Below are 23,643 nucleotides of genomic sequence, written 5' to 3' on the forward strand. Positions count from 1 at the left end.
TTATTACTTTTTTTCAGACCATCTAGACCATATTTTTTGTAACTCTTAACCCAACATAAAACAGTATTTCTACTTTTAATCCCAAATTTTCTAGCTACCATTTGAGATCCCATACCGTTTAGGTATGTGTTAATTACATTTAATTTATCTTCTACTTTATATTTAGACACAAAAACACCCCAAAGTTTTGTACAAACTTTGGGGTGCAGTGCATGAATGGCTTTTTGTTTACATGTAAATGGTTGGGTTTTCAACAGGGATGTCTAATAGCCCTTTTGCGATATCGTCTCCGGCACGTAGGATTGAATCATTTACACCTGGTCGAGGAATGGCTGAGGTAACGAAGTATAATCCTTCAGTATTTAATCCCCATGTGTATAAGTTTGGTTGGCCGACCACTTGATCAGTCTTAATATCGATATCCACAGATGAGTTATCCACTGTTTCACCATCAGATAAGGTGATTGGAAGTGGCTTGATTAAGCCTTTGTCCATCATGCTAGTGATAACAGGGTTTGCGGAAACCTTGGTAACAGGAGCATTGGTACGTGCTTCGATTAAAGCATCACCGTGGATAATTTCTTCACCGTAGAATGCTGAACGGGTGATGAACTTGTGGTTGGCACCGATGACTTGCATTTGAGGACCGATAATCTTGACGATACCAGCATCCATCAATGCTAAAATTTCTTGGCTTCGAATGGCTGGAGCACCTTGGGATAGGAACTTCATGTCAGAAGAGAAACGTCCTAGGTACTTGTGCACTAAATCATCGTTTGTGAATAAGTGATTGGATAAGACGTAACGAATGTTGTCACGAAGATCACGTAACATTTCTAGTGAACCGATGACAGGACCGGTCTTAGAGCCTAGTAGGGCGTCGTCAATCATTTCTTTTAACCAAGTCTTGATGTGTTTTTGATAGTTATCCAGTGTGGATATCTTTACGCCAGCGACTGGGTTTAAAATCTTATCCCAATCAAAGACTTCTTCAGTTGGTAGGTGGTAACTACCGATTAAAACGTTGTGGTTGTCAGTTTCTATGAACTTCTTTTGGAAGTCTTCAACATCAATTTCGGGATGTTTTAGACTGAATAAGAAGCTGTAGTAACGATATTCAATGTCCAATCTTAATAACATGTGGAAATCTTCAAAGGAGATGTGACCATCCTTTAGATGTTTATCCACATTTTCGTTGGTTAAAAAGACTGCTGGATAGTTTTCATTGAATGCCTTTTGACTAATTGCCTTAGGATAGTAAGGTACCCCACGTCTAGAACCAGCGTAAATAGTAGGTTCATCACCTGAGGCGTGGTAGGTTAAGGTGTCGTTACCGTTGTCGGTAAAGTATCCACCACGACCTTCGGTTAGACGGGATACGAAGTCGTTAAAACTAAGGCCCATTCCACGGATAATCACATTTTGATCACTGGTGATTGTTGATAAGTCTGCCTCATCAGCTTCACCGGGTAGAATGTAGGTTAGACCGTAGTCCTTAGCGTATTTTTGCAGTGATTCTTGGTCTTTGGTTAACTTGTTTTCTTGTTGACCTAGACTGAATACTAGCTTATCAACAGGGTAATCCACATCAACCACAGATACGACGAAAGAATCGTCCTTGACCTTTTCGACGTTATCCACATTTTGGTTGAAGTGAACAGCCAAGTTGATGCTGTCATTGTCCTTGATTTGTTCAACTAATTGTTGGAAGAACCATTGGCAGTATGCACCGCAAATGGCACGAGGCACGTAACTTCTGTCGTTAATCCTATCGACAGCTGTTAGTAACTCGTCTTTGTTATCAACATCGAGACTGTTGATAAATTTGTTTGAGATATCTGATTGGCACCATTCTGAGACACTTAGTGCGTCTTCTTGTCCATCATCGAATAATGAAAGTTCATTGGCAGGGGTATTCATAATTAGACTAATTGGTTGTTTGACTTTCCAGACACGGCCACCTGCAACGGCACGGTCGAAAAGATGAATTGTTAAATTGTCATGATCAGATGATTCAAAGTTTTGAATCAAATTGTTAAGCATTAACAGACCACGAGGGCCTGCACCGATAATTCCGATTTTCATTTCGAACACTCCTTTATAATAAGATAATAACATGATTGAAAAAGTGATTTCATTTTTAACGCATTATTTTCTAAAAATGATTATGGATTATGATAAAATAATAGCTAAGGATGGTGTTAATAATGAGTGAATTAATTCCAGAAAACATGGACGAAGTAAAATTAAAGATGGCTCGTATGTTAATCGACGGACACAAGGTAACCGAAGAAGAAGTAATTTTCCAAGCGGTTGCAGATTTATTCCAAGATTACCTAGAAGAAGCAGAAGAAGGTCACTACGACACTTCTAAGCTTGCTGATGATGGAGTAACTTTCACAGTTACCGGTATCAGTGGTCGTCAAATTGCTGAATTTAAATCAAATGGAGAAAGCTTTGTTGAGGACTTCAGAAAAGACGCATTAGACTTGTGTTTTAGACTAGAAGACGAAGCCCAACGAATTGCTCGACTATAAAAATAAAAAGCGTTGCCAAATCGGCAGCGCTTTTTTATTAGTTTTCAACAGGTAAATCGACTTTTACTTGTTCGATAATGTGACCATCAATGTTATGAAGTAGTTCGTTGTACCAGAAGCCATCCTTGAAGTTTAGTTTTTGGTCTAAAGCATAAACGGTCAATGTATAGTCATGAACACCACTTGGTGGTTTAGGGCCCATGTACTTATGACTGATAGGTTGATCACCTAGGTTATAGATGTGACCGGCTGAACTGTTGTTACCTTGAGTCCAGTGTAATGGATTTTCTTGACTGGCGTTTTCAGGGACCACCACGTCCTTACCATCAAGTCCAGCGACTAACCAGTGAATCCATTCAAAACCACATACAGGAATTGAATCTAAATCGGTTAGCGCAAAGGCGATTTCCATGGTGTCGGCAGGCACATCCTCAATTGAGAAGGGAAATGATACGACTGGAAAATCGTTTTGCTTAAATTCATCAGCTGCATGACGAGTGTACTTGTCGGGTAGACGGTTGTTGTCTAACTTAACGTTTACTTTCATGAATATTCCTCCTATCTAACGAATTTTAAGATGTAATAACCTTGTGAATCGGCTGAAACGGTATAGGTTTGATAACCAGCCTGAATCCACTGACTTTGCGTTGCCTTAGCGTAGTTTTGCGCATCAGCAACGGAACTGAAGATGTGAGTACCATCAAACATAGTTTTCTTCTTTGATTGATTTGATGAGTTACTCTTATTTTGGTTATTCTTACTTTGTTCGGATGTGTTTGATTCATCCGTACTTGAACTACTTTGATTACTTGATTGAGTCATCTTAGTGGTTTGATTGTCATGGCTGCTAGTGAAGTAGGTAACGGCTTTTACCCCGCCTAAGATTAGCGCTGCCACAACGACGATAAAGATAATAATTGGCCAAATGTGATTTGAATTTGACTGATTATTTTCGGAGTTCATAAATGTATCATCGAAAGTATATTTACGAATACGGTTGTCATTGTCACCATTATTCATAATAATAATCCTCCATTCGGAAAAAAGATTTACATATTTATTATAACAAATATTGGACCTGATAGGAATTAAGCTAAATGTTTGAAGATATCGATAAATAGCTATAGTGTTTTATTTAAGGAGGGATGAAACATGACAATTGGATTTATCGGAACCGGTGTAATGGGTTCCTCAATGATTAATAATTTATTGAAAGCAGGATATGAGGTAAACGTATTTAACCGTACCAAGGCGCACGCACAAAGCGTGATCGATAACGGAGCTAAGTGGTTAGATACGCCTGAACAAATTGCTCAATCTTCAGATGTTGTGATCACAATTGCTGGTTTCCCTGATGATGTAAAAGAAATTTACTTTGGTGATAACGGATTATTCAAGGGTGCAGATTCAGACACTATCTTGATTGATTCAACTACTTCAACACCAAAATTAGACGAAGAAATCTTTGCTGAAGGACAAAAGAAGGGTATCGAAACATTGGATGCACCAGTATCCGGTGGTGACGTCGGTGCCAAGAATGGTACCTTAACCATCATGGTCGGTGGTAATCAAGAAACCTTTGATAAGGTCAAACCAATTCTAGATACTATGGGCGGCCAAGTAAAACTATTTGGCGGTGCCGGTAAGGGTCAACATACTAAGATGGCAAACCAAATCATGATTGCCGGTACTATGACTGGAATGGTCGAAATGTACGAATACGGTAAGGCTGCCGGATTGGACTTAGCTTCAATGATGGACACTGTTTCAAGTGGTAGTGCTGACAACTGGAGTCTAGATAACTATGGCCCACGTGTATTGAAGGATGACTTTAAGCCAGGCTTTTCAGCTAAGCACTTCTTGAAGGATTTACGAATTGCCTTACAAGGCGCTGAAGAAATGCACATTGACTTACCAGCTACTAAACTAGCTAAACAACTATATGACAAGATGGTGAATGATTATCAATTAGGTGATGACGGAACCCAAGGCCTTGTTAAAATTTACGAAAAATAAGCAAAACAAAAAGAAGGCATCGATTGATGCCTTCTTTTTTTATTGAATATCGTTGAAGAATGTAAGTAGTTCTTCTTTGGTTAGTTTTTGCTTTTCTTCACCTGAGATGTCGTATGAAATCTTTCCTTGGTGTAGTACCAATAGGCGGTTTCCATACTTCAATGCATCTTCTAGGTGGTGGGTAATCATAAGACAGGTTAGGTTTTGTTCCTTGATGGTTTCATCGGTAATGTCCATTAGGTTTTGGGATGTCTTAGGATCCAATGCAGCAGTATGTTCATCTAGTAGTAAGATACCTGGTTTCTTGATGGTTGCCATTAAAAAACTCAATGCTTGGCGTTGTCCACCAGATAGACTACCGGTGGCGGTGTTTAAACGATGATCTAAGTTGTTGTTCATCTTAGCGGTGATGTATTTGAAACGTTTCATTTCACCTTTTAGCTTACGAGGTACTAGGTGATGGTGATCACCACGTTTTTCAGCAAGCAATAGGTTTTCAGCAACTGTCATACGAGGAGCAGTTCCTAGCTTAGGGTCTTGGAAGACACGGCTTAAAAATGATGTGCGTTTAACAACTGACATGTTAGTGATGTCTTTATCCTTGTAGATAACTTGACCAGAAGTAGGGCGAAGGTTACCACCAATGGTGTTGAATAATGTTGATTTACCAGCACCGTTGGAACCTAGAATGGTGATGAAGTCACCTTCATGAATGTCTAGGTCAACGTGATCTAAGATGTTTAATTCTTCTGGAGTATCTTCGTTAACAGTCTTTACGACGTCTTTTAATTGAAAGATTGTCTTAGTCATTTTTTAGCCCCCTCTTCAAGACATGTTTTAGATGGAAACGACTTTCGAATGCGGGAAGACCCATGAAAATCGCAAGTAGGATTGATGAGATTAAGTTCAAATCGTTGGCGTTGAAACCAAGTTGTAGAACTAGTAGTAATACTAGACGGTATAAAATACTACCGACGATTACGGCAACTAGACGTTGGTTCATAGTTAAGTCACCGAAGATAACTTCACCAATGATGATTGATGCTAGGGCAACAACGATGATACCGATACCCATGTTAACATCTGAGTAACCGTTGTTTTGGGCAACTAAAGCACCACCTAAGGCGATTAGACCGTTAGATACACTCACACCCATGATTTTCATGTTGTCGGTGTTGATACCTAGTGATTCGGCCATATTTTCGTTATCACCAGTGGCGATGAAGGCTTGTCCTAAATCAGTTTGTAAGAAGTAAATCAAAATTAAAGTTACGACGGTGATGACGATAAAGCCAACGAAGACACCATCGAAGTAAGGTGGTAATGATTGTAAAAACTTACCACTTAGTAAGGTAGGAAGACCTAATAGTGATTGGTTAGGCTTACCCATGATGCGAAGATCGATTGAGTATGAAGCAGTCATTACTAAGATTCCGGCAAGTAGTACAGGAATCTTTGCTTTAGTGTATAAAAGACCGGTAACAAGACCAGCGACACATCCAACCAAGAAGGCTAAGATGGTAGCTAAAACAGGATTGACACCATGAGCAATTGCTGTAACGGCGGTTGCAGCACCCATTGGGAAAGTTCCTTCAACGGTCATATCAGGGAAATCTAGAATTCTAAATGTTAGGTAAAGACCAATTCCGATTACGGACCATAATAGTCCTTGTCCGATTGCTGAAATAATTAAACTCATTTGTAAATCACTCCGTTTCTTTTGGCTTCCTTAAGAAGGTAGTCAGGAATCTTGATACCAAGTTTCTTAGCTTGGCCTAAGTTGATTGCTAGGTCACCATGACTTAGCTTTTCGATTGGCATGTCTGCTGGGTTCGCACCCTTTAGAACACGAGCGGCCATCTTACCAGTTTGCACACCTAACTTGTATTGGTTCAAACCAATAGTAGCTAGTGCGCCTTGCTTAACAACAGTTGAGGCAGTAGGGAAGACTGGCACGTTCTTAGTGTTAGCAACGTTTACTAGTGTTTGGATTGCTGAAGCAACGGTGTTGTCATTTGGTACGTAGACAGCATCGACATTTTGCACCATTTGAGTAGCAACTTGGTTTAAGTCGTTAGTGTTTGAGATTGAGTACCCCTTAACGTTAACGTGTTCCTTCTTGCATAGTTCAACGAATTGATGGTATTGAGAAGTAGCTGAGTCATCGCTTGATGTGTAAATTACCCCTAGAGTATGTAAGTTAGGCATAATTTCCTTGATTAGTTTTAATTCTTCCTTCATTGGAGGGAAATCTGAAACACCGGTAACTTGGCGACCGGGGTGTTCGTTTGAATCAACCAACCCAGCTGACTTAGGATCAGTAATCGCACCTAGAATAAGTGGGGCGTTTTTAACTGTGTTAGCTAGGACTTGTGCTGATGGGGTGGTGATACCGATTGACATGTCGACGTTTTCGGTCGCAAACTTAGAACTCATTGTTTTTAAGTTTCCTTGGTCACCTTCGGCATTTTGGAAATCGATGTTGATGTTCTTACCTGGAGTATAGCCAGATTCCTTTAATCCATCGATAATTCCCTTATGAATAGCGTCTAGTGCGGGATGTTCTGTAAGTTGTAAGATCCCAACAGTAGGGGTGTGATCACGACTGATCTTATGTGGTTGTTTTTCTTGGTAAAAACCAAATCCTAGTAAGACGACTAGGACAAAGATGACTGTGTAAAGTCTTTTCATAACTCATTCTCCTTTTGGTATAAAGCTTAAATGGTAAATAAATGCAATAAAAAAACGGATAACCCAGACACTACAGGTTACCCGTTCTTATGGCCTGTGGTGTTCGAATCATATCCGCACAGGCTTATTTATTCGTGAGAAAGAAGCCGGTACAGATGCGCTTAATGATTGCATCATAAGTCGCATCTATACTAGTAATGCGACCTATAGGCACCAGCTTTGCCAACGAGAACTTAGACTTGTTGATAAAATATTCTTCATTGGTTCTTTCTCCTCTCAATTTAAGTTAAGTTCATTTTAAGTTTAAGAATTACAATTGTCAAGAAATAAAACATCGAGCAAATAAAAAAGAACACCAAGTGGTGTTCTTATGCTTTATTTGTCTTCTTTATTTTCGTCAGTTGGTTCGTCTTCATATGCGTCTAGATTAATTTGGTCATTGACCACTTTTGCATTATGAAGATCAGTACTTACCATTGAACTGGAAATTCCCCATCTGTAGAAGGCTAGGGAAACAATAATAATCACAACGAAGTCCAATGGATATGGAATCCAGTTTTGACCACCGAATGGTGCTGAACCTACGTATGACATTACTGAGATGAAGATTAGATAACCAATCATCCAGAAACTACCGGTGAATTGGGTCTTAGTCTTCTTCCAGTTAGTTTTCCATTCGAAGTAGAAGTAGAATGGAAGACCTAATAGAATAACTAGAATAACTTTAACAGTTGTTGGCCACATTGCCCAGTATGCAGCTAAACTAGCTAATACGAAGGCGAAAGGTGCCATGAATTGTAGCATTCTCATTCTAATTGGACGTTTGAAATTAGGTGCCATCTTTCTCAATGATGTTACTGTAACTGGACCAGTTAAGTAAGCAATCAAAGTTGAAGTAGAGATAACACTAGCAAGTGTACCCCAACTTCTGAATAGAGAAACTAATAGAACAGAGATGATCATATTAACAACCATCGCAATTCTTGGGACACCCCAACGTTCATTCATTTTACCTAAGAACTTAGGCATGTGTTCATTTTGTACCATGGCAGCAAGAGTACGACTTGTTTGAGCAACAAATGAAACCCCTGTACCGAATGGTGAAATGAATGCGTCAAAGTATAGCAATACGGCAAGCCAGTGTAGGCCTAACATGATTGCTAAGTCGGCAAATGGTGATTCGAAGTTGATACCATGCCAACCTACCTTGGCAAGTACTGATGGTTCTACGGCACTAATGAATGTAAATTGTAGGGCAACGTAGATAACAATACTAATAGCCAATGAAATGGTAATACCTAAAGCGATATTACGTTTAGGGTTCTTAATTTCTTTTCCCATGTTAATAACAACTTGGAATGCATTGTATGAGAAAATGATTCCTGAAGCTGTTGTTGCTGAGAAAATAGCGGCGCTACCATAAGGCATGAAGCCTTGTGATGCGAAGTTTCCACCATGGAATCCTGATAGGAGTAACATGATGATAGTAAGTAGCGGAATTCCTAGTTTGAAAATTGAAATGAAACTAGTGAATTTAGCTAGTAAATTAACAGACCAATAATTTAATAGCGTGAAGACTAATATGAAAAGAAAAACGACAAATAAACCTAGATTAGAAATTTCTCCATTTACGATAAAACCGTGAGTCCAATGAGCCCATTTCCATGGCCATGAACCCATGTATTGGGTTGCGGCAACGGCTTCGATTGGAATCAAGGTAACTAATGATACCCAGTTAGACCAGGCAGCAATAAAACCTAATAGAGACCCGTGGGTGTATTGAGCGTACTTACTCATACCACCACTTTCGGGGAACATTGAACCTAGTTCGATGTAGTTAAAGGCGATAGCACCGATAACAATAGCACCGATTACCCATGAGATGATAGCGGCTGGACCAGCAACACGGGAAGCTTCCCATGAACCGAATAACCAACCTGAACCAATAATGGAACTAAGTCCCAACATTACAATTTGAAATAAACCTACTTTTCTTGATTTCTTATTTTTTTTCATAAAACTCCTTTCATGGTCTTTGAGTATACTAACAAAAATCCATGTCCATGTAAAATGTTTAAAGACCTACCATGACACAGTTTTTGATGCTTATCGGGCATAATAATAACGTTTGTTAGCACTTAAAAATAATTAAAAAAAGTGTGATATTGATTATAATTCTTAATTAATATTCACAAATCTCAATTACATTTTTTTCTGGATCATTTATGAAAAGTGAATTCATTGGTCCATTTGAACCATGAACTTTTTTGGGTCCGTCGATGATGGTGACACCATAGTTCGCTAAATGGGCACTTAAGTCCGTTAATGAGTCCTTCACAATGATGCAGAATTTAGATGAACCCGGCGTAGGATTTTCCGGGACATTATCGTCACTGTCATTTTGAAGGAAGATTAGTTTTTGTTTGCCAAGTTGAAATTCAAGTCTGTCATCTGTGAATTCAATGATTGGTAAATCTAAAACTTCATGGTAAAAACGCATGCATAGCTTTAGATCATTGGCAAAGATTGTAATATGGTCAATATCTTTGACCTTCATTATGATCATTCCTTTTTTTAATTTTTACACATTCAATTATACCATTATCGATGGCTTTGCAACGATTTAATATTGCTGAAAACGCCGAAAAATTGACGTTTAGCCCTAAAATGTGTTAATTTTGTAATTATATATAAGTACGGAATAGAAAAAAGGAGAAAAAGACTGTGGCTTTATTAGATGTTAAAGATATCAGTATGGGTTTTGCCGACAAAAAGCTATACGATGAAGCAAGTTTTACCCTTAATAAGGGTGAACATATGGGAATTGTTGGACAAAACGGTGTAGGAAAGTCTACTTTGATTAAGATTATTACCGGAGTGGAATTGCCAATCTCAGGTTCAGTGAAATGGCAAAACAATGTTAGCGTTGGTTACTTGGACCAATACGCTGATATTCCAGAAGGAATGACATTGATTGATTTTCTACACACTGCTTACCAAGACCTATACGATAAATCAAAGCACATGCAAGAATTGTATGAACAATATGCGGAAAACTTCGATGATAAGTTATTGGAACAAGCGGGAAGAATTCAAGAAGAACTAGAAGCAAAACGCTTCTATGATATTGAGACCGAAATTGAACGAGTAATCACTGGTTTAGGTCTAGATGATGTCAAACGTGATCAACAAATCACCAACATGTCAGGTGGACAACGTTCAAAGATTATCCTAGCTAAGTTAATTCTAGAAGATCCAGACGTTATTTTACTTGATGAACCTACTAACTACCTAGACGTTGCCCACATTGCATGGTTGGAAGACTACATCAATGGCTTTGACGGTGCCGTAATGGTAATTTCCCATGATTACGACTTCTTGGAAAACGTTACTAACTGTATCGTAAACATTGCCTTTGGTAAGATTACCAAGTACCGTGGTGACTTCAAGTCAGCTATGCGTCAAAAGGCTGAACGTGAAATGGTTCAACAAAGAGAATACGATAAGCAACAAGTTGAAATTGAAAAGGCCAAAGCCTTCATTAGAAAGAACAAGGCCGGTTCAAAATCAACAATGGCTAAATCAAGAGAAAAGATGCTATCACATATGGAATTGGTTGATCCACCTTCGACTAACATTCATGCATCATTTAACTTCCCATACGAAGACACTGGTTCACAAAATGCGTTGGTTGTCGACGAACTATCAGTTGGTTATGACAAACCACTACTAAAACCAGTTAGCTTCTCAGTTAATACTGATGAAAAGGTCGGTTTCCAAGGATTTAACGGGGTTGGTAAGTCAACTCTAATCAAATCTATTCTAGGAATCCTAGAACCAAAGGGTGGAAAGGCAACATTCTCACCATCAGCTAAGGTTAGTTACTTTAGCCAAGACTTGGTATGGAGCAACAACAATGAAACTCCAATGCAAATCATTCAAAACAAGTTCCCTAAGTTGGAACAAAAAGAAATCAGAACAAAACTTGCTAAGTGTGGTTTGGATTCAGCAAATGCTTCCAAGCCAATCGGCGAATTATCCGGGGGAGAACAAACCAAGGTTAAACTAGCGATGTTGGAATTCACTCCATCTAACTTCCTAATCATGGACGAACCTACTAACCACTTGGATGACGAAACCAAGGAATCACTAAAACATGCGATTAATAACTTCCCAGGAAATGCAATCATTGTATCTCACGAAACTAGTTTCTATAATGGACTAGTGGACAAGGTCTTAGATGTTGAAAAACTAAGTCTAAGGGATGCCGACGAAATTGCCAAAGCACAAGGACAAGTAAATAACTAATTACAATAAGGAGGCGGACAACATCTATAATAGTCGAAAAGTGTGGCTAATCATCGCAGATATTATGATGTTGCTTTGGGCGCTTATATGTATTGAATGGTTAACCGTCAAAATTATCTTCATCGCCTTAGTATTATTCTTCGGCGGTCGCAATTTATACATTGACGATGGCCAATTGATTGATACGAGATACAGTATCATAACAGCCGCCTGTTTTTCTTTATTTATTTTAATTAGTTTGTTTTAAACCCAAAAAAGAACCTACCAGAATATGGTAGGTTCTTTTATTTACATAAAGTTGCTTGGCTCGTCAGCGTAGTCATTCATGAAGTTCTTAGCGTCACTGTATGAGGCAAACTGACTGATGATGGTGATATCTTCTTTGTGTTGTCTGTCGTTTCGATAGTTGACCTGTTTAACCAAGAAGTATTCCTTAATATCATCTAGTGCCTGTGATTCATTATTTCTTACGTAAATTTGGAGGTAAACGTGTTGGTTAGAGAATTCCAATTCGCGTTTTGATAGCTTGATGTATCCCTTGGAATTCAATTGATTTTGACGGGGATGCTTTTCTGCAAGGGCGTTATCGCTGTTACAGAAGTAAACTAAGAACCAGTAAATATTTAAGAAGAACATGAATAAAGCAAAGCAGTTTCTAAATAGGGTTGGCCAGAAGTTAGAACCGGCCGCAAATGATCTTGCTTCGACGATGAACTTGAAATCGATTAAACTTTCCAAGTTAGTAGCAAGCAAACAAACGGTGAAGACGATAATCCACACGTATTTGTATAGCTTGATTAGTTGGCGCCAGAAGTTGTGATGCAGGTTATCAAGATAGCGATGGTGCATCGAGGCTTCCGATACCAGGAATAATCCGCACAATAGAATGAAACAGATTAATGGAATTTTATAACTTGTAATTAAGTAGAAAATACTTAATAGGAAGTTATTCATTGAATTAGTTAGAAAAGACGGTACTCGATATCCAAAGATTTCAAGGACAACAAGGATAATTGCGCCTTCTCTGAATAGGTTGATGAATCGCTCAACGCTGTTGCTGTTGGTTCGATTCAACACGATATTATAGACGTTTTGCATTTTGATGAACTCCTTTAATTCATTAAAGATAGTTATACCACGAAAACATTAAAAATAATATAAAAAAAGAACCCAGTGGGTTCTTTTTTCAGACCCCGTGGGGATTTTTCAGAACTTCAGAGAATTCTTACTTATTAAATGTATCGTTTTCCACATCACGAATGAAAGTAGCTAAATGATCATAGTAAACGGGAGCGTTATCAATCATGTGATGATGACCAGCATTAGGAGTTGATACAAACTTAGCGTTTGGAATCATCTTAGCCATACGTTTACCAGTTTCAACAGGCATTGATTCATGTTCACCGAAGGTAACTAGGGTAGGCACATGGTTTTCTGATAGGTGATCAGTGTTGTGCCATTCACCTAATTTACCAGTGATAACGAATTCGTTGTCACCTTGGAACTTGTTGTAAATATCAGTGTTGGATACGCCGATTAAGTGTTCCAACTTAGATGGTTGTTTACGGTCGATGTAACCTTTGTTTAGTTGGTCAACATCGTTTTGATAACGTTCGTTGTCGTAGTCGTTTTCTGCTTCGCACTTTTTCATGAATGCTAATTCGTCAGGAGCAAATTCCTTTTCACGAATTTCATCTAAGTGCTTAGTGTAATCATCAATGTCATCAACCATTGATGAGATGATGGCACCCTTTAGGTGGTCACCATATTTTTGTGCGTATAGTTGAACTAACACACCACCCCAAGATTGACCGATTAAGTAGAAGTCATCTAGACCTAATTTTTGTCTAACTTCTTCAACTTCGTCAACGTAGTAGTCGTAAGTTAAAATCTTGTCAGCAACCTTAGGGTCTGAAAAATCAGGGGTATCGGAATACCATGAACCTAATTGATCGTAGTAGGTAACGGCAACATCTAGACCTTGTTTCTTCAATTGGTCAGCTGAGTCTTCCCAGTATTCGTGGGTTCCACCAGGTCCACCGTGTAGGGCAAGTAAGTTAATCTTACCTTCACCAGAAGTGTGGGTCCATAAATGATAGCCATTATCTAAAGTGATAATTTTTGTTTGTTGTTTCATGACAATCCCTCGTTTCAATCTAAATTATTATTAATCTTAGTCCTTGTTGAAGGGTAGTTCAACCGCTGAGTCTGATAAATCGATGGTGTACTTCACATCTTGGTTACCACGAATTGACTTGTCGAAGTCGGTTGCGTAGATGACGACAGCTAGTTGGTGGCCAGCCTTAACCTTGTATACGTTTGGTTGTAAATCAAAGTTAACTTCGTAGAATTCATCAGCTTTTAGATCACTTACTTGGTAAGCGTTGTTTCTGTTTTGCATGTTGATGTGACCTTCAGCAATCTTCTTGAATGGAGTCTTGTTACGACTCATCTTGAATTCGCGAAGGTTATCTTCACGCCATAGGTAGCCTAATTGAATCTTAGCGTGGTCAACAGATTCTGGTTGAGCGTTTAATCTAAAATCTTCACCTAAATCGATTAGTTGAGCACTCAACATACCGAAGTCTTTTGATGATGATGCGGTCAAGTGGATGTGAGCCTTACCGTTGATAGTTACATCCTTTAGGAGTTTGTCGAAGGTAAAGATGACACGGTTGTCGTTGATAGGAGCATCGCTTCCACCAATTACCAAGTCGTTTTCCCACTTGTTGACGTCATTGCAGTATGCTTCAAAGTCCTTTTCATCTAGTGAGTCTGAGAAACTAACCTTGTCGTCAGCAACTTCAGAATCATCTGATGGTTTAGCTAATTCAAAACGTTTTAGGTTTTCATCTTCGTCGAATTCATCGATTGCATACCAGTTTTGATCGGTCGCATTGTCTTGAACCAAGATGTTAGGGATTAGGTTGTCGGCGTCGTTTTCAACTTCCATCAACTTGTTGGTGAACCATAGGTTTACCATGTCTGTGAAATCAAGTGATTGGAATGCGTTGATATAGATGTGTTGACCTTGGTGTAAAATCATCTTCTTTGAGATGTTTAATGGGTCAACGGCATGCCAGATGTTTGCGACATTAATTGGTTTGACGTTTTCGTCGTTTAAACCGTGAATGAAGAACATGTCAGCCTTAATCTTCTTAGCGTCGTTTAGGTAGTTACGCTTGTTCCAAAAGGCGTTGTAATCACCAGAATTACGATCTTGTTCATTAGTGATGTTAGTTAGTTGGATTTCCCATTTTTTTTCGTTCTTGATGTCTTCGGCAGCTGACTTTTTACGACTGTAAGTTTCGGCAGCTAATACATCGGCATCTTCACCTTGGAAGCCGCCAGGAGCCATTACTAGTCCGTTTTCACGGTAGTAGTCATACCAACTAGAAATAGCGGCTTCAACTAGGCAAGCCTTTAGTCCGGCAACACCGGTTGTGGCAGCGGCGATTTGTAAAGTGCCTAGGTAAGAACGGCCAGACATTGCGACGTTTCCGTTTGACCAGTAGGCTTCGATTTGGTTGTTGTCGGTACGGTTAGTAAAGGCAACACGGTTGCCGGCAAGCCATTCGATAACGGCAGTTGCTGAGATGGTTTCATACTTGTCACCAGTGGTTCTAAAGCCATCTGATTCGTAAGTTCCGATTCCAGCGGAGTAGACAACGGCATATCCACGAGCCAAGAAGTAATCGTTTAGAGTGTATGATTGTTCACGGCTAAATGTTTGTTCAGCCTTTCTAGTCTTACCTTCAACGTTACGTGCGGCAGGTAGTTCTGGTTCTTTTTCCTTCTTATTAATGTCCGATAGAGACACTGTGTTGGGTTCTTTGTGCTTAAGTCCTAGGTTAACGTTGTAAGTTAGCTTTTCACCGTCGGCATCGTTGGTGCCTTGATTGTAAGGACTAGCGGTAAAGATGACCGGAACGGGTTTCTTGTTGCTTTCCTTTGGACGAACGATTTCAGTCTTTAGTAGATCTAATTTACCGTCGTTGTCGGTATCCATTGGAGCTTCAACGTAGACAACTTCACGAATTAGGTTGTTAGTGTCATAGACTGGCATACTCTTACCGTTGAAGATAAGTGGTTTGTCGAATTGGTTGTAGTTTTGGGCGAAGTAACCTTCACCGGCTAGGTAGTCGATTAAAGTCACACCGTATTTAGTGTGGGTATTCAATAGAAGATACCATGCACAAATCACGTCGTATAGGTTCATTGGATCGTTAACGTCGGCGACTGGTAGATTTAGAGTTTGCATCTTAGTGATTGAGTTATCGATTAAGAAGTCTTCACCGACTGTGAATTGTAGAAGTTGTAACGCAATGTTGTAAAACGCAATCTTGGATAGTGGGGCGTTTTTGTCTAGGTAGGTTAGTGCGTCATCTTCAAAACTAGCCATGATTTGTGAAATTTTTTGTCCTCGGATGGCTAAACTTTGTGAATCTAAAAAGTAAGTCATCAAGAAGTGTTTTAATAATGCTGATGGGTTGTCAATTTTATCAGTTTCTTCATCTAAGAAATGAATAGCGCGTAATTCGTTCTTAGCAACTTTTAAATTGTAATCAGCAATTGCATATTGATGATTTTTCATAATTATTCTCCTAACTTATGTATAGGTTTGTTTTCATTATATCAGATTAAGCAAAACATCTATTCAGTTTTACTGATAAATACTTAATGATAATCTATCAAAATGATATAATGATAGCAAATCAAATGTGGAGGGATGATTATGGTAACAGAGATTGACGGAGGTGCCATCGTGTACCGCGTAGTTGATAATAAGCCAGTCTACCTATTAGAAAAAAGTGCTACTAGTGACTTCTGGGGATTTCCTAAGGGACACGTCGAAGGCGATGAAACGCTAGAACAAGCAGCAATTAGAGAAATTAAGGAAGAAACCGGCATTGACGCCACTATTGATACCGAATTCAGTATTGATGCAAACTATGACATGAAAAATGGTCACCATAAAGTGGTTACTTTCTATACTTCTCAAGTTGATAGTGATAAAGTAACGCTACAAGCTGAAGAAATCAGCGACTATGTCTGGGCTCCTTTTGATGAAGCAATGAAGATCGTTACCTTCGATAACCTAAAAGACATTTTGAAACATACTAACGAATACATCGTAGAAAAGCTGGGATAGCCAATGGATGCAAAGAAATTAATAGTGATTACCGGTCCGGCGGGAAGTGGTAAGACTTCTCTTCGCGACTACGTGATTGACAAATACCACGCAGCTAAAGTAATTACGCATACCACAAGAGCGCCACGAGATGGTGAACAAAATGGTATTGATTATTATTTTGAAAATAACGAATCATTTAATCAATTGCATTTATTGGAACACGTTGAATATTCACATGCCAAGTATGGATCCTCAATGGAAGGGATTAACGAAGCATGGACTAAAAATGATTTAGCAATTATTGTTTTAGATACATTGGGTGCAGCTACATATAAGGAAAAACTAGGGGATCAAGCAATCGTTTTGTTTGTCCAAGTCAACGACCCAGTTATCTTACGTGAACGAATGATTAAACGCGGTGATGACATCGAACGTGTCAATCAACGAATTCGTAGTAATGAATACAAACGCGATATTGAAATCCCAGACAACTTAAAGGATGTAGCCACTATCATTGAAAATAATGATTGGCAAAAAGCACAAAACCAAGTTGATGAATTAATTAAAACCATCTAAAAAAAGACCTAACTTAAAGTTAGGTCTTTTTATTTATATTAATCGAATAATTGCTAACGAGATAATTCCGACAATCACGACCACCAATAAACTCTTGGTGATGATGGCAGCAATAACTGATGGAATTGATGCGATTAGGTTTTCCCAGTTGATTGAAGGTAAGTGGCCCAGGTGTTGGACGAACAGTTGTGAGAACCACAACGTTGCCATGATCACGATGGGGACGAAACTTAAAAACTCTTCAACTGGTTTTGATAGTTTGAATTTCTTTAATAGGATGAACGGCATCACACGTGACAACCAGGTAACCAGCGTACATCCAATCACGGTTAGTAGGACGAAATTAAAAGAAGACATGTTTGATAATCACTCCAATCAGACAAGTAATTAGTGTTACTAGTAGGATTAATAGGTTGCTTGGAATAAAGATTAATCCAATAAATACCATGATGAAGGTGATTAAAATCATCAGTAGTTTTAATTTCAATGGCATGCCGTTTTTGGCAATCACTTGTAGGTATAATAACCCGATAAACATTGCGACAAGGGCAAAGTCTAACCCAATCGCGTATGGATTATGAATGAAACTACCGGCGATGGCGCCGACAAATGAAGCACCGGCCCAAGTTAGGTAAGAAACGATGTTAGCGGTATTGAACCAGGTAAACGTTAACTGATTATCGGTGTAGTTGACCTTATTCATACCCAACGCAAAACTCTCGTCGGTTAAAAACGAGCCGATTAAGATGTTTTTCAACATTGAATCGTTTTTAAAATATGGCGCCGTGGTAATGCTCATTAGAATCATTCTGGAGTTGACCAGAAAAATTGCTAGCACAATCGAGAAGATGGGATTGTGTAAAGCCATCATTGATACCAAAATGAATTGCGCTGATCCAGCGTAAACGGTCAATGACAAGATGGCCACTAGCCAGGGGCTAAAGCCAAGGGACTTCCCGATAATCCCAAAGGCCAGACCAATTCCGATGTAGCCAAACATGGTGGGAATGCTATCTTTGATTGCTGCTCTTGCAGTTAGCTGACTGTCGATACCTCATCACATCCTTATAAAAAAGTTAGTTGTTAATAAGATATTGTTTAAAACGTTGACTGTCAACTGCGGTTAGTTCTGCTTTAACCTTGGTTCCTTCGGCAACATATTCGGTTGAAAGCACGTTGGCCTTAGTATTTAGGTAGTTGACGATGTCACCTTTATCAAACGGAATTAAAAATTCTTCGGTGACATAATCCTTGTAGCTGTTTTCTCTAATAATTTGAACCAATTCATCGATGGAGTCTTCTTCAAGAGCTGCCATGATTAGGTTATCACCGGCACGTTGAGGACGAGGTTCGTCTAAGATATCGGCCTTGTTGAAGACGGTAATCATTGGGATATTTTCAACCCCGATTTCCTTCAATGTTTGTTCAGTGGTCTTCATCATTAGTTCCTTATTTTCATCGGCTTCGTCGACTACTTGGACCAATAGATCAGCATTAGCAGCTTCGGCCAATGTAGAACGGAAGGCCTTCACCAATTGGTGAGGTAACTTACTTACGAAACCAACGGTGTCAGATAACAACATGGTCTTGTTGTCATCAAAAATTAGTTTTCTAACGCTGGTATCCAAGGTAGCAAACAACATGTTTTTAACCATGACTTGCTTTTCTTGGTTTTCGCCGTAGCGGTTAACCAGTTGGTTCATGATGGTTGACTTACCAGCATTGGTGTATCCAACTAGGGCAACAGTAGGGATGTTTTTACCATCACGTTGCTTTCTTTGGGTTAAGTCTGATTTTTGGATATCCTTTAGTTCTTGTTTAATGTGAGAAATATCCTTTTCAATCACACGACGGTTTAATTCCAGTTGAGATTCACCGGAACCACGGTTGGTGAATCCACCACCACCACCGCTACCAGTTTGTTGGTCTAGTCGTTGGCTAGCGCTGGTGTGCAAACGGGGTAGTTGGTATTGCAACTTGGCCAATTGAACTTGAAGCTTGGCTTCGTGAGTTCTGGCACGGTTGGCAAAGATTTCCAAGATTAGACCTGTACGGTCGATTATTTTTGTTTCAGTTTGCTTTTCTAAGTTTCTAATTTGGCTAGGTGATAGTTCATCGTTAACAATGACCATGTCAGCGTCTTTATCCAAGACAGTCATCTTTAGTTCTTCAACTTTACCTTTACCGAAGTATGTGGCTTTATCGGGATGATCTAGCTTTTGAACCAAACGAGCCACAACTTCTAGGTTATTAGCTTCAGCTAGGGCAGCTAATTCAGTCATTGAGTACTCGAATTGCTCATTGTCTAGGTTTAAACCGATGATAACGGCAGTTTGTTGTTCTGTATCCAAATGAATACCTCCTTGTTATTTTTATCCATTATACCATTTACGTATCATTAATAAGAATGGTTATAAAAAAAGAGAAAATCTAACAAAAATTAGAGAGTTTTAATATAATTATGAGCATATCTTTTATAATGATTAGATTATCTAAATCATTCATATACCTTGATATCTTAAGATTTTCTTTGCTTTTGAATTTAAAAAAATTCAACTAAATTAGAATTAAATTAGAAAAAGTATTGCATTTTATAATGAGATGGTGGTATTATTTTCTCAATCCTTTTAAACAAAAACTTTTTAGTAAGGAAATTGGGGGTAATGGAAATGAAAATGAAATCCGTAGTAAAGCTAGGGGTTGTTGGTGCAGCATCAGCATTCCTACTAGCAGCTTGTGGTAATTCTTCAAAAGAATCTACAAGTAAGTATATTAACTGGCAAACCAGTTCTCAGTTACCAACATTGGATGCTTCAAAAGCAACCGATACAGTTAGTTTTGGTGCGTTAAACAATAGTAATGAAGGACTATTAGTTAACGCAGCTGACAACAAGGTAAAACCTGGTGTAGCCGAAAGTTACAAGGTATCAAAAGACGGTAAGACATATACATTCAACTTACGTCATTCAAAATGGAGTGATGGTAAGCCCGTAACTGCCAAAGACTTCGTCTATGGTTGGCAACGTACTGTAAACCCTAAGACAGCTTCACAATACTCATACCTATTCTCCAACGTTGCAAACGCTGATGCGATCGGTAAGGGTAAGGCACCTGTTTCATCATTAGGTATCAAAGCTGACGGTGATTACAAAGTTGTAGTTACATTAGACAAACCTCAAGATTACTTCAAGTACTTGGTAACAATGGCACCATTCTTACCACAAAGCGAATCAGCTGTTAAGAAGTTCGGTTCAGCTTACGGTACATCAAGTAAGGACATGGTATACAACGGACCATTCAAGGTTGAAGGATGGACTGGTACTAACAACTCATGGACTTTAGTTAAGAACAAGGACTACTACAACGCAAGCAAGATTAAGGTTGCTGGTGTTAAGTTCAACGTTCAAAACGATGCCAACACTTCATTAAACCAATATGAAACTGGTGAACTTGATGAAACTGCATTATCAGGTGCACAACAAGTTGCTAAGTACAAGAATTCAAGCGAATTCCATTCACAAAAACAAGCATCAACTTTCTACATCGAATTAAACGAAAAGAAAGATCCTATCTTTAAGAACGCAAACATTAGAAAAGCTATCTCATTAGCAATTGACCGTGATGAATACACTAAGAACACCTTAGGTGACGGATCAATCTCAGCTGTAGGTTACGTATCACCAGACATGTCAAAACGTAACGGTAAAGACTTTACTGAATACGCTGGAACTAAGACTGGTGTAACTTACAACTTAGCAGAAGCTAAGAAACTATGGGCAAAGGGTCTAAAAGAAGTTGGTAAGAAGTCAGTTAACTACTCAATCCTATCTGATGACACTGATTCAGGTAAGAAGACTACTGAATTCCTACAAACTGCTCTAGAAAAACTACCTGGCCTAAAGGTATCTGCACAAAACATTCCATTCAAGTCAAGATTAAACCGTTCACAAAATGGTCAATTCGACATGGTTGTTAGTGCATGGGGTGCTGATTTCCCAGACCCAATTTCATTCCTACAACTATTTACTTCTGATGGTTCATACAACAACGGTAAGTGGAGCAATGCTAAATACGACGAATACGTTAAGAACGCTGAAGGCGTAGACGCAAACAACCCTGCAAAACGTTGGGACGATTTAGTAAATGCTGAAAAAGAACTAATGGCTGACCAAGGAATTATTCCTCTATACCACCAAGTAACTTCTGAAGCTATCAAGCCTCGTGTAAGTGGTGTACAATTCTTCCCTACTGGTTCACCTTATGACTTTAGAGATGCTACTATCTCAAAGAAGTAAAAAATAATTAAATTTAGTTTTTTCATTGTGAAGAGTTTTAGATAGCTACTATAATGGATGTAGTCGAATCTAAAACTCTTCCGTACATAAAGGGGAATTTTCCCTGAAAGATTGTGAGGATAAAAAAATATGGTTAAGTTTTTAGCAAAGCGAATTTTCTACTTGTTATTAACGTTATTCATAGTTGTCACTGTGACATTCTTCTTAATGAAGTTAATGCCAGGGACTCCATTGACTAACGAAGCTAAACTTTCTCCAGCCGAACGTTATATGGTGTTAAAACAATACGGCTTGGATAAACCAGTTTGGCAACAATACATTAGTTACCTAGTGAACGCCGTTCAAGGTAACTTTGGAACATCATTCCAATTCAGTGATCAACCAGTTTCATACCTAATCTCAAGTCGTATGGGACCTTCACTTCTATTGGGTGCTCAAGCAATGGTTGTCGGTGTTATCGCCGGTATCATTGTTGGTGCTGTCGGGGCAATCAAGAAGAGCACATGGGTTGATACTTCAACTACTATCATCTCAATTCTAGGAATTTCAATTCCTTCATTCGTCTTCTCAGTATTACTACAATACGTAATTGCTTTGAAGTGGAACTGGTTGCCAATTGCCGGTTGGAGTGGATTTGCATACACAATCCTTCCAACATTAGCATTGGCAGCAATGCCATTAGCCGAATCAGCGCGTTTCGTACGTACTGAAATGGTTGACGTTTTAAGTTCTGACTACATTGAACTAGCAAGAGCCAAGGGTCTAAGCAAGTTCGGTATCATCTACCACCATGCTTTAAGAAATAGTTTAATCCCATTGGTAACAATCATCGGTCCATTGGCCGTAAACATCATGACTGGATCACTAGTTGTTGAAAACATTTTCGCAATTCCAGGTATTGGTGAACAATTCGTTAACTCAGTGTTAACAAACGATTACCCAACAATTATGGGACTTACAGTTATGTATTGTTTCCTATTATGTGTCGTATTATTAATAACCGACATCGTATACGGAATAATCGATCCAAGAATCAGAGTAGCAGGGGGAAGAGAATAAAATGGCAGATAAAGCAAAACAACTACCAAAAGACGCCTTTGAACCATTATCAGATGGTGCACATTTAGATAATGAAAAAATCGCGGCTCCTTCTCTTACTTTTGTGAAGGATTCATGGCGTCGTCTAAAGAAAAATAAAGCGGCAATGATTTCACTATACATTTTGATTTTCTTATTTGTCGTATCATTTGGATCAGCATTGATTCCTGCATTCAGCAGCATTTCAACTCATCCAAACTTAAACAACTTACCACCACGTATTCCTGGAATTGACATTCCTGGATTTAACGGAACTTTAGTGCAAGGTGGAGCACGTGTTAACGCTTATACTGGTGCTGCTGCTAACCATTACTTCTGGTTAGGTAGTGACTACTTAGGTCGTGACTTGTTCGCAAGAACATTATTTGGTACTAGAATTTCACTATTAATCGCCGTTGTGGCAACTTTCTTCGATTTAACTATCGGGGTTGCCTACGGAATTATCTCAGGTTGGATTGGTGGAAAGGTTGATACTTTCATGCAACGTGTCATCGAAATCCTACTATCAATTCCTAACCTAGTTGTTATGATTCTTCTACTATTGGTATTAAAACCAGGTATTCCTGCAATCATCATTGCGATTGCATTTACTAGTTGGATCAACATGGCTCGTTTGGTTCGTGCACAAACACTTGAACTAAAGAGTCAAGAATTCGTGCTAGCTGCACGTTCACTGGGTGAAAGTTCATTTAAGATTGCTTTCAAGCACTTATTACCAAACTTAACTTCAGTGATTATCATTAATACTATGTTCACTATTCCAAGTGCAATCTTCTTCGAAGCATTCCTATCATTTATCGGAATTGGGGTTCCAGCTCCAGCTGCTTCATTAGGTACTTTGATTAGTAACGGTCAAAAGTCATTCCAATTCTTACCATATCAAATGTGGGTTCCAGCAATCGTTCTTTCATTATTAATGATTGCATTCAACATTTTAGGTGATGGTCTAAGAGATGCATTTGACCCTAAATCCAGAGAGTAGGTGACA

23 protein-coding genes are annotated in these 23,643 nt (G+C 38.9%); 8 read left to right on the forward strand and 15 right to left on the reverse strand.

The window, feature by feature from the left end; all coding sequences use genetic code 11:
- The coding region (locus ACOMA7_RS03735; RefSeq protein WP_421392206.1) for a helix-turn-helix domain-containing protein at nt 1–170 on the reverse strand (170 nt) is incomplete at its 3' end.
- A 58-nt stretch (nt 171–228) separates the two neighbouring features.
- Nucleotides 229–2,085 (reverse strand): FAD/NAD(P)-binding protein, encoded by a 1,857-nt coding sequence (locus tag ACOMA7_RS03740; protein ID WP_421392088.1) that lies wholly within the window; start codon nt 2,083–2,085, stop codon nt 229–231.
- A 122-nt stretch (nt 2,086–2,207) separates the two neighbouring features.
- Between ACOMA7_RS03740 and ACOMA7_RS03745 the strand changes: the two genes are divergently transcribed.
- A complete protein-coding gene (locus ACOMA7_RS03745) occupies nt 2,208–2,537 on the forward strand; it encodes a hypothetical protein (RefSeq protein WP_034531427.1) in 330 nt (109 codons plus the stop codon).
- A gap of 37 nt (nt 2,538–2,574) precedes the next feature.
- On the opposite strand, the gene ACOMA7_RS03750 is transcribed toward ACOMA7_RS03745, so the two are convergent.
- Both ACOMA7_RS03750 and ACOMA7_RS03755 read right to left on the reverse strand, forming a co-directional pair.
- Complete coding sequence (locus ACOMA7_RS03750; protein ID WP_421392092.1) at nt 2,575–3,084, reverse strand: YbhB/YbcL family Raf kinase inhibitor-like protein; 510 nt, start codon at nt 3,082–3,084, stop codon at nt 2,575–2,577.
- A gap of 11 nt (nt 3,085–3,095) precedes the next feature.
- On the reverse strand, nt 3,096–3,557 hold the full coding sequence (locus ACOMA7_RS03755) for a hypothetical protein (protein WP_053792910.1): 462 nt from the start codon (nt 3,555–3,557) through the stop codon (nt 3,096–3,098).
- A gap of 132 nt (nt 3,558–3,689) precedes the next feature.
- Here ACOMA7_RS03755 and ACOMA7_RS03760 point away from each other — a divergent pair, with 132 nt between their 5' ends.
- The gene (locus ACOMA7_RS03760; protein ID WP_421392095.1) at nt 3,690–4,553 is read left to right on the forward strand and encodes an NAD(P)-dependent oxidoreductase; all 864 of its coding nucleotides are present in this window, start codon (nt 3,690–3,692) and stop codon (nt 4,551–4,553) included.
- A 39-nt stretch (nt 4,554–4,592) separates the two neighbouring features.
- Here ACOMA7_RS03760 and ACOMA7_RS03765 read toward each other — a convergent pair whose 3' ends face one another.
- The 5 genes from ACOMA7_RS03765 to ACOMA7_RS03785 all read right to left on the reverse strand — a co-directional run bounded on the left by ACOMA7_RS03765 (nt 4,593) and on the right by ACOMA7_RS03785 (nt 9,801).
- Nucleotides 4,593–5,363, reverse strand: a complete 771-nt coding sequence (locus ACOMA7_RS03765) for an ABC transporter ATP-binding protein (protein ID WP_421392098.1) — start codon at nt 5,361–5,363, stop codon at nt 4,593–4,595.
- The gene (locus ACOMA7_RS03770; protein WP_034531435.1) at nt 5,356–6,252 is read right to left on the reverse strand and encodes an ABC transporter permease; all 897 of its coding nucleotides are present in this window, start codon (nt 6,250–6,252) and stop codon (nt 5,356–5,358) included. Before ACOMA7_RS03770 ends, ACOMA7_RS03765 begins: the two co-directional genes overlap by 8 nt.
- Nucleotides 6,249–7,244, reverse strand: coding sequence for a tryptophan ABC transporter substrate-binding protein (gene trpX, locus ACOMA7_RS03775; RefSeq protein WP_057175904.1), 996 nt, complete (start codon nt 7,242–7,244; stop codon nt 6,249–6,251). The genes ACOMA7_RS03770 and trpX overlap by 4 nt, the downstream gene beginning before the upstream one ends.
- Before the next feature lie 375 nt (nt 7,245–7,619).
- The gene (locus ACOMA7_RS03780) at nt 7,620–9,260 is read right to left on the reverse strand and encodes an APC family permease (protein WP_057175903.1); all 1,641 of its coding nucleotides are present in this window, start codon (nt 9,258–9,260) and stop codon (nt 7,620–7,622) included.
- 166 nt (nt 9,261–9,426) lie between these two features.
- Nucleotides 9,427–9,801, reverse strand: a complete 375-nt coding sequence (locus ACOMA7_RS03785; protein WP_053791973.1) for a VOC family protein — start codon at nt 9,799–9,801, stop codon at nt 9,427–9,429.
- A 197-nt stretch (nt 9,802–9,998) separates the two neighbouring features.
- Between ACOMA7_RS03785 and ACOMA7_RS03790 the strand changes: the two genes are divergently transcribed.
- Complete coding sequence (locus tag ACOMA7_RS03790; RefSeq protein ID WP_034535214.1) at nt 9,999–11,552, forward strand: ABC-F family ATP-binding cassette domain-containing protein; 1,554 nt, start codon at nt 9,999–10,001, stop codon at nt 11,550–11,552.
- Nucleotides 11,553–11,840: 288 nt separating this feature from the next.
- Here the strand turns inward: ACOMA7_RS03790 and ACOMA7_RS03795 are convergent, their stop codons facing one another.
- From ACOMA7_RS03795 to ACOMA7_RS03805, 3 genes are all read right to left on the reverse strand, one after another.
- Nucleotides 11,841–12,650 carry a hypothetical protein gene (locus ACOMA7_RS03795; protein WP_034535201.1) on the reverse strand — a complete coding sequence of 270 codons (810 nt, stop codon included), beginning with the start codon at nt 12,648–12,650 and terminating at the stop codon, nt 11,841–11,843.
- A 127-nt stretch (nt 12,651–12,777) separates the two neighbouring features.
- Complete coding sequence (locus tag ACOMA7_RS03800) at nt 12,778–13,689, reverse strand: proline iminopeptidase-family hydrolase (RefSeq protein WP_421392104.1); 912 nt, start codon at nt 13,687–13,689, stop codon at nt 12,778–12,780.
- Nucleotides 13,690–13,725: 36 nt separating this feature from the next.
- The gene (locus ACOMA7_RS03805) at nt 13,726–16,146 is read right to left on the reverse strand and encodes a Xaa-Pro dipeptidyl-peptidase (RefSeq protein WP_421392106.1); all 2,421 of its coding nucleotides are present in this window, start codon (nt 16,144–16,146) and stop codon (nt 13,726–13,728) included.
- A gap of 141 nt (nt 16,147–16,287) precedes the next feature.
- On the opposite strand from ACOMA7_RS03805, the gene ACOMA7_RS03810 reads away from it, so the two are divergent.
- Complete coding sequence (locus ACOMA7_RS03810; RefSeq protein ID WP_034535195.1) at nt 16,288–16,704, forward strand: bis(5'-nucleosyl)-tetraphosphatase; 417 nt, start codon at nt 16,288–16,290, stop codon at nt 16,702–16,704.
- A gap of 3 nt (nt 16,705–16,707) precedes the next feature.
- Nucleotides 16,708–17,262 (forward strand): guanylate kinase, encoded by a 555-nt coding sequence (locus tag ACOMA7_RS03815; RefSeq protein WP_057175900.1) that lies wholly within the window; start codon nt 16,708–16,710, stop codon nt 17,260–17,262.
- A gap of 33 nt (nt 17,263–17,295) precedes the next feature.
- Here the strand turns inward: ACOMA7_RS03815 and ACOMA7_RS03820 are convergent, their stop codons facing one another.
- Genes ACOMA7_RS03820 through hflX form a run of 3 tightly spaced genes read right to left on the reverse strand, consistent with a single transcriptional unit; the run spans nt 17,296 to nt 19,619 of the window.
- The gene (locus ACOMA7_RS03820; protein WP_217304122.1) at nt 17,296–17,619 is read right to left on the reverse strand and encodes an AzlD domain-containing protein; all 324 of its coding nucleotides are present in this window, start codon (nt 17,617–17,619) and stop codon (nt 17,296–17,298) included.
- The gene (locus ACOMA7_RS03825; protein WP_290047135.1) at nt 17,606–18,313 is read right to left on the reverse strand and encodes an AzlC family ABC transporter permease; all 708 of its coding nucleotides are present in this window, start codon (nt 18,311–18,313) and stop codon (nt 17,606–17,608) included. Before ACOMA7_RS03825 ends, ACOMA7_RS03820 begins: the two co-directional genes overlap by 14 nt.
- Nucleotides 18,314–18,338: 25 nt before the next feature.
- On the reverse strand, nt 18,339–19,619 hold the full coding sequence (gene hflX / locus ACOMA7_RS03830) for a GTPase HflX (protein ID WP_421392211.1): 1,281 nt from the start codon (nt 19,617–19,619) through the stop codon (nt 18,339–18,341).
- Between the two features lie 312 nt (nt 19,620–19,931).
- Between hflX and ACOMA7_RS03835 the strand changes: the two genes are divergently transcribed.
- The 3 genes from ACOMA7_RS03835 (at nt 19,932) to ACOMA7_RS03845 (ending at nt 23,637) form a co-directional block, all read left to right on the forward strand.
- Nucleotides 19,932–21,557 carry a peptide ABC transporter substrate-binding protein gene (locus ACOMA7_RS03835; protein ID WP_421392111.1) on the forward strand — a complete coding sequence of 542 codons (1,626 nt, stop codon included), beginning with the start codon at nt 19,932–19,934 and terminating at the stop codon, nt 21,555–21,557.
- A gap of 129 nt (nt 21,558–21,686) precedes the next feature.
- The gene (gene opp3b, locus ACOMA7_RS03840) at nt 21,687–22,616 is read left to right on the forward strand and encodes an oligopeptide ABC transporter permease (RefSeq protein WP_053792896.1); all 930 of its coding nucleotides are present in this window, start codon (nt 21,687–21,689) and stop codon (nt 22,614–22,616) included.
- Between the two features lies 1 nt (nt 22,617).
- Nucleotides 22,618–23,637 (forward strand): ABC transporter permease, encoded by a 1,020-nt coding sequence (locus tag ACOMA7_RS03845; RefSeq protein ID WP_034535080.1) that lies wholly within the window; start codon nt 22,618–22,620, stop codon nt 23,635–23,637.
- Nucleotides 23,638–23,643 lie beyond the last annotated feature (6 nt).

Origin of the sequence: Apilactobacillus intestinapis, from assembly GCF_049166695.1 — a bacterium.
GTDB classification, from domain to species: Bacteria; Bacillota; Bacilli; order Lactobacillales; family Lactobacillaceae; genus Apilactobacillus; species Apilactobacillus kunkeei_C.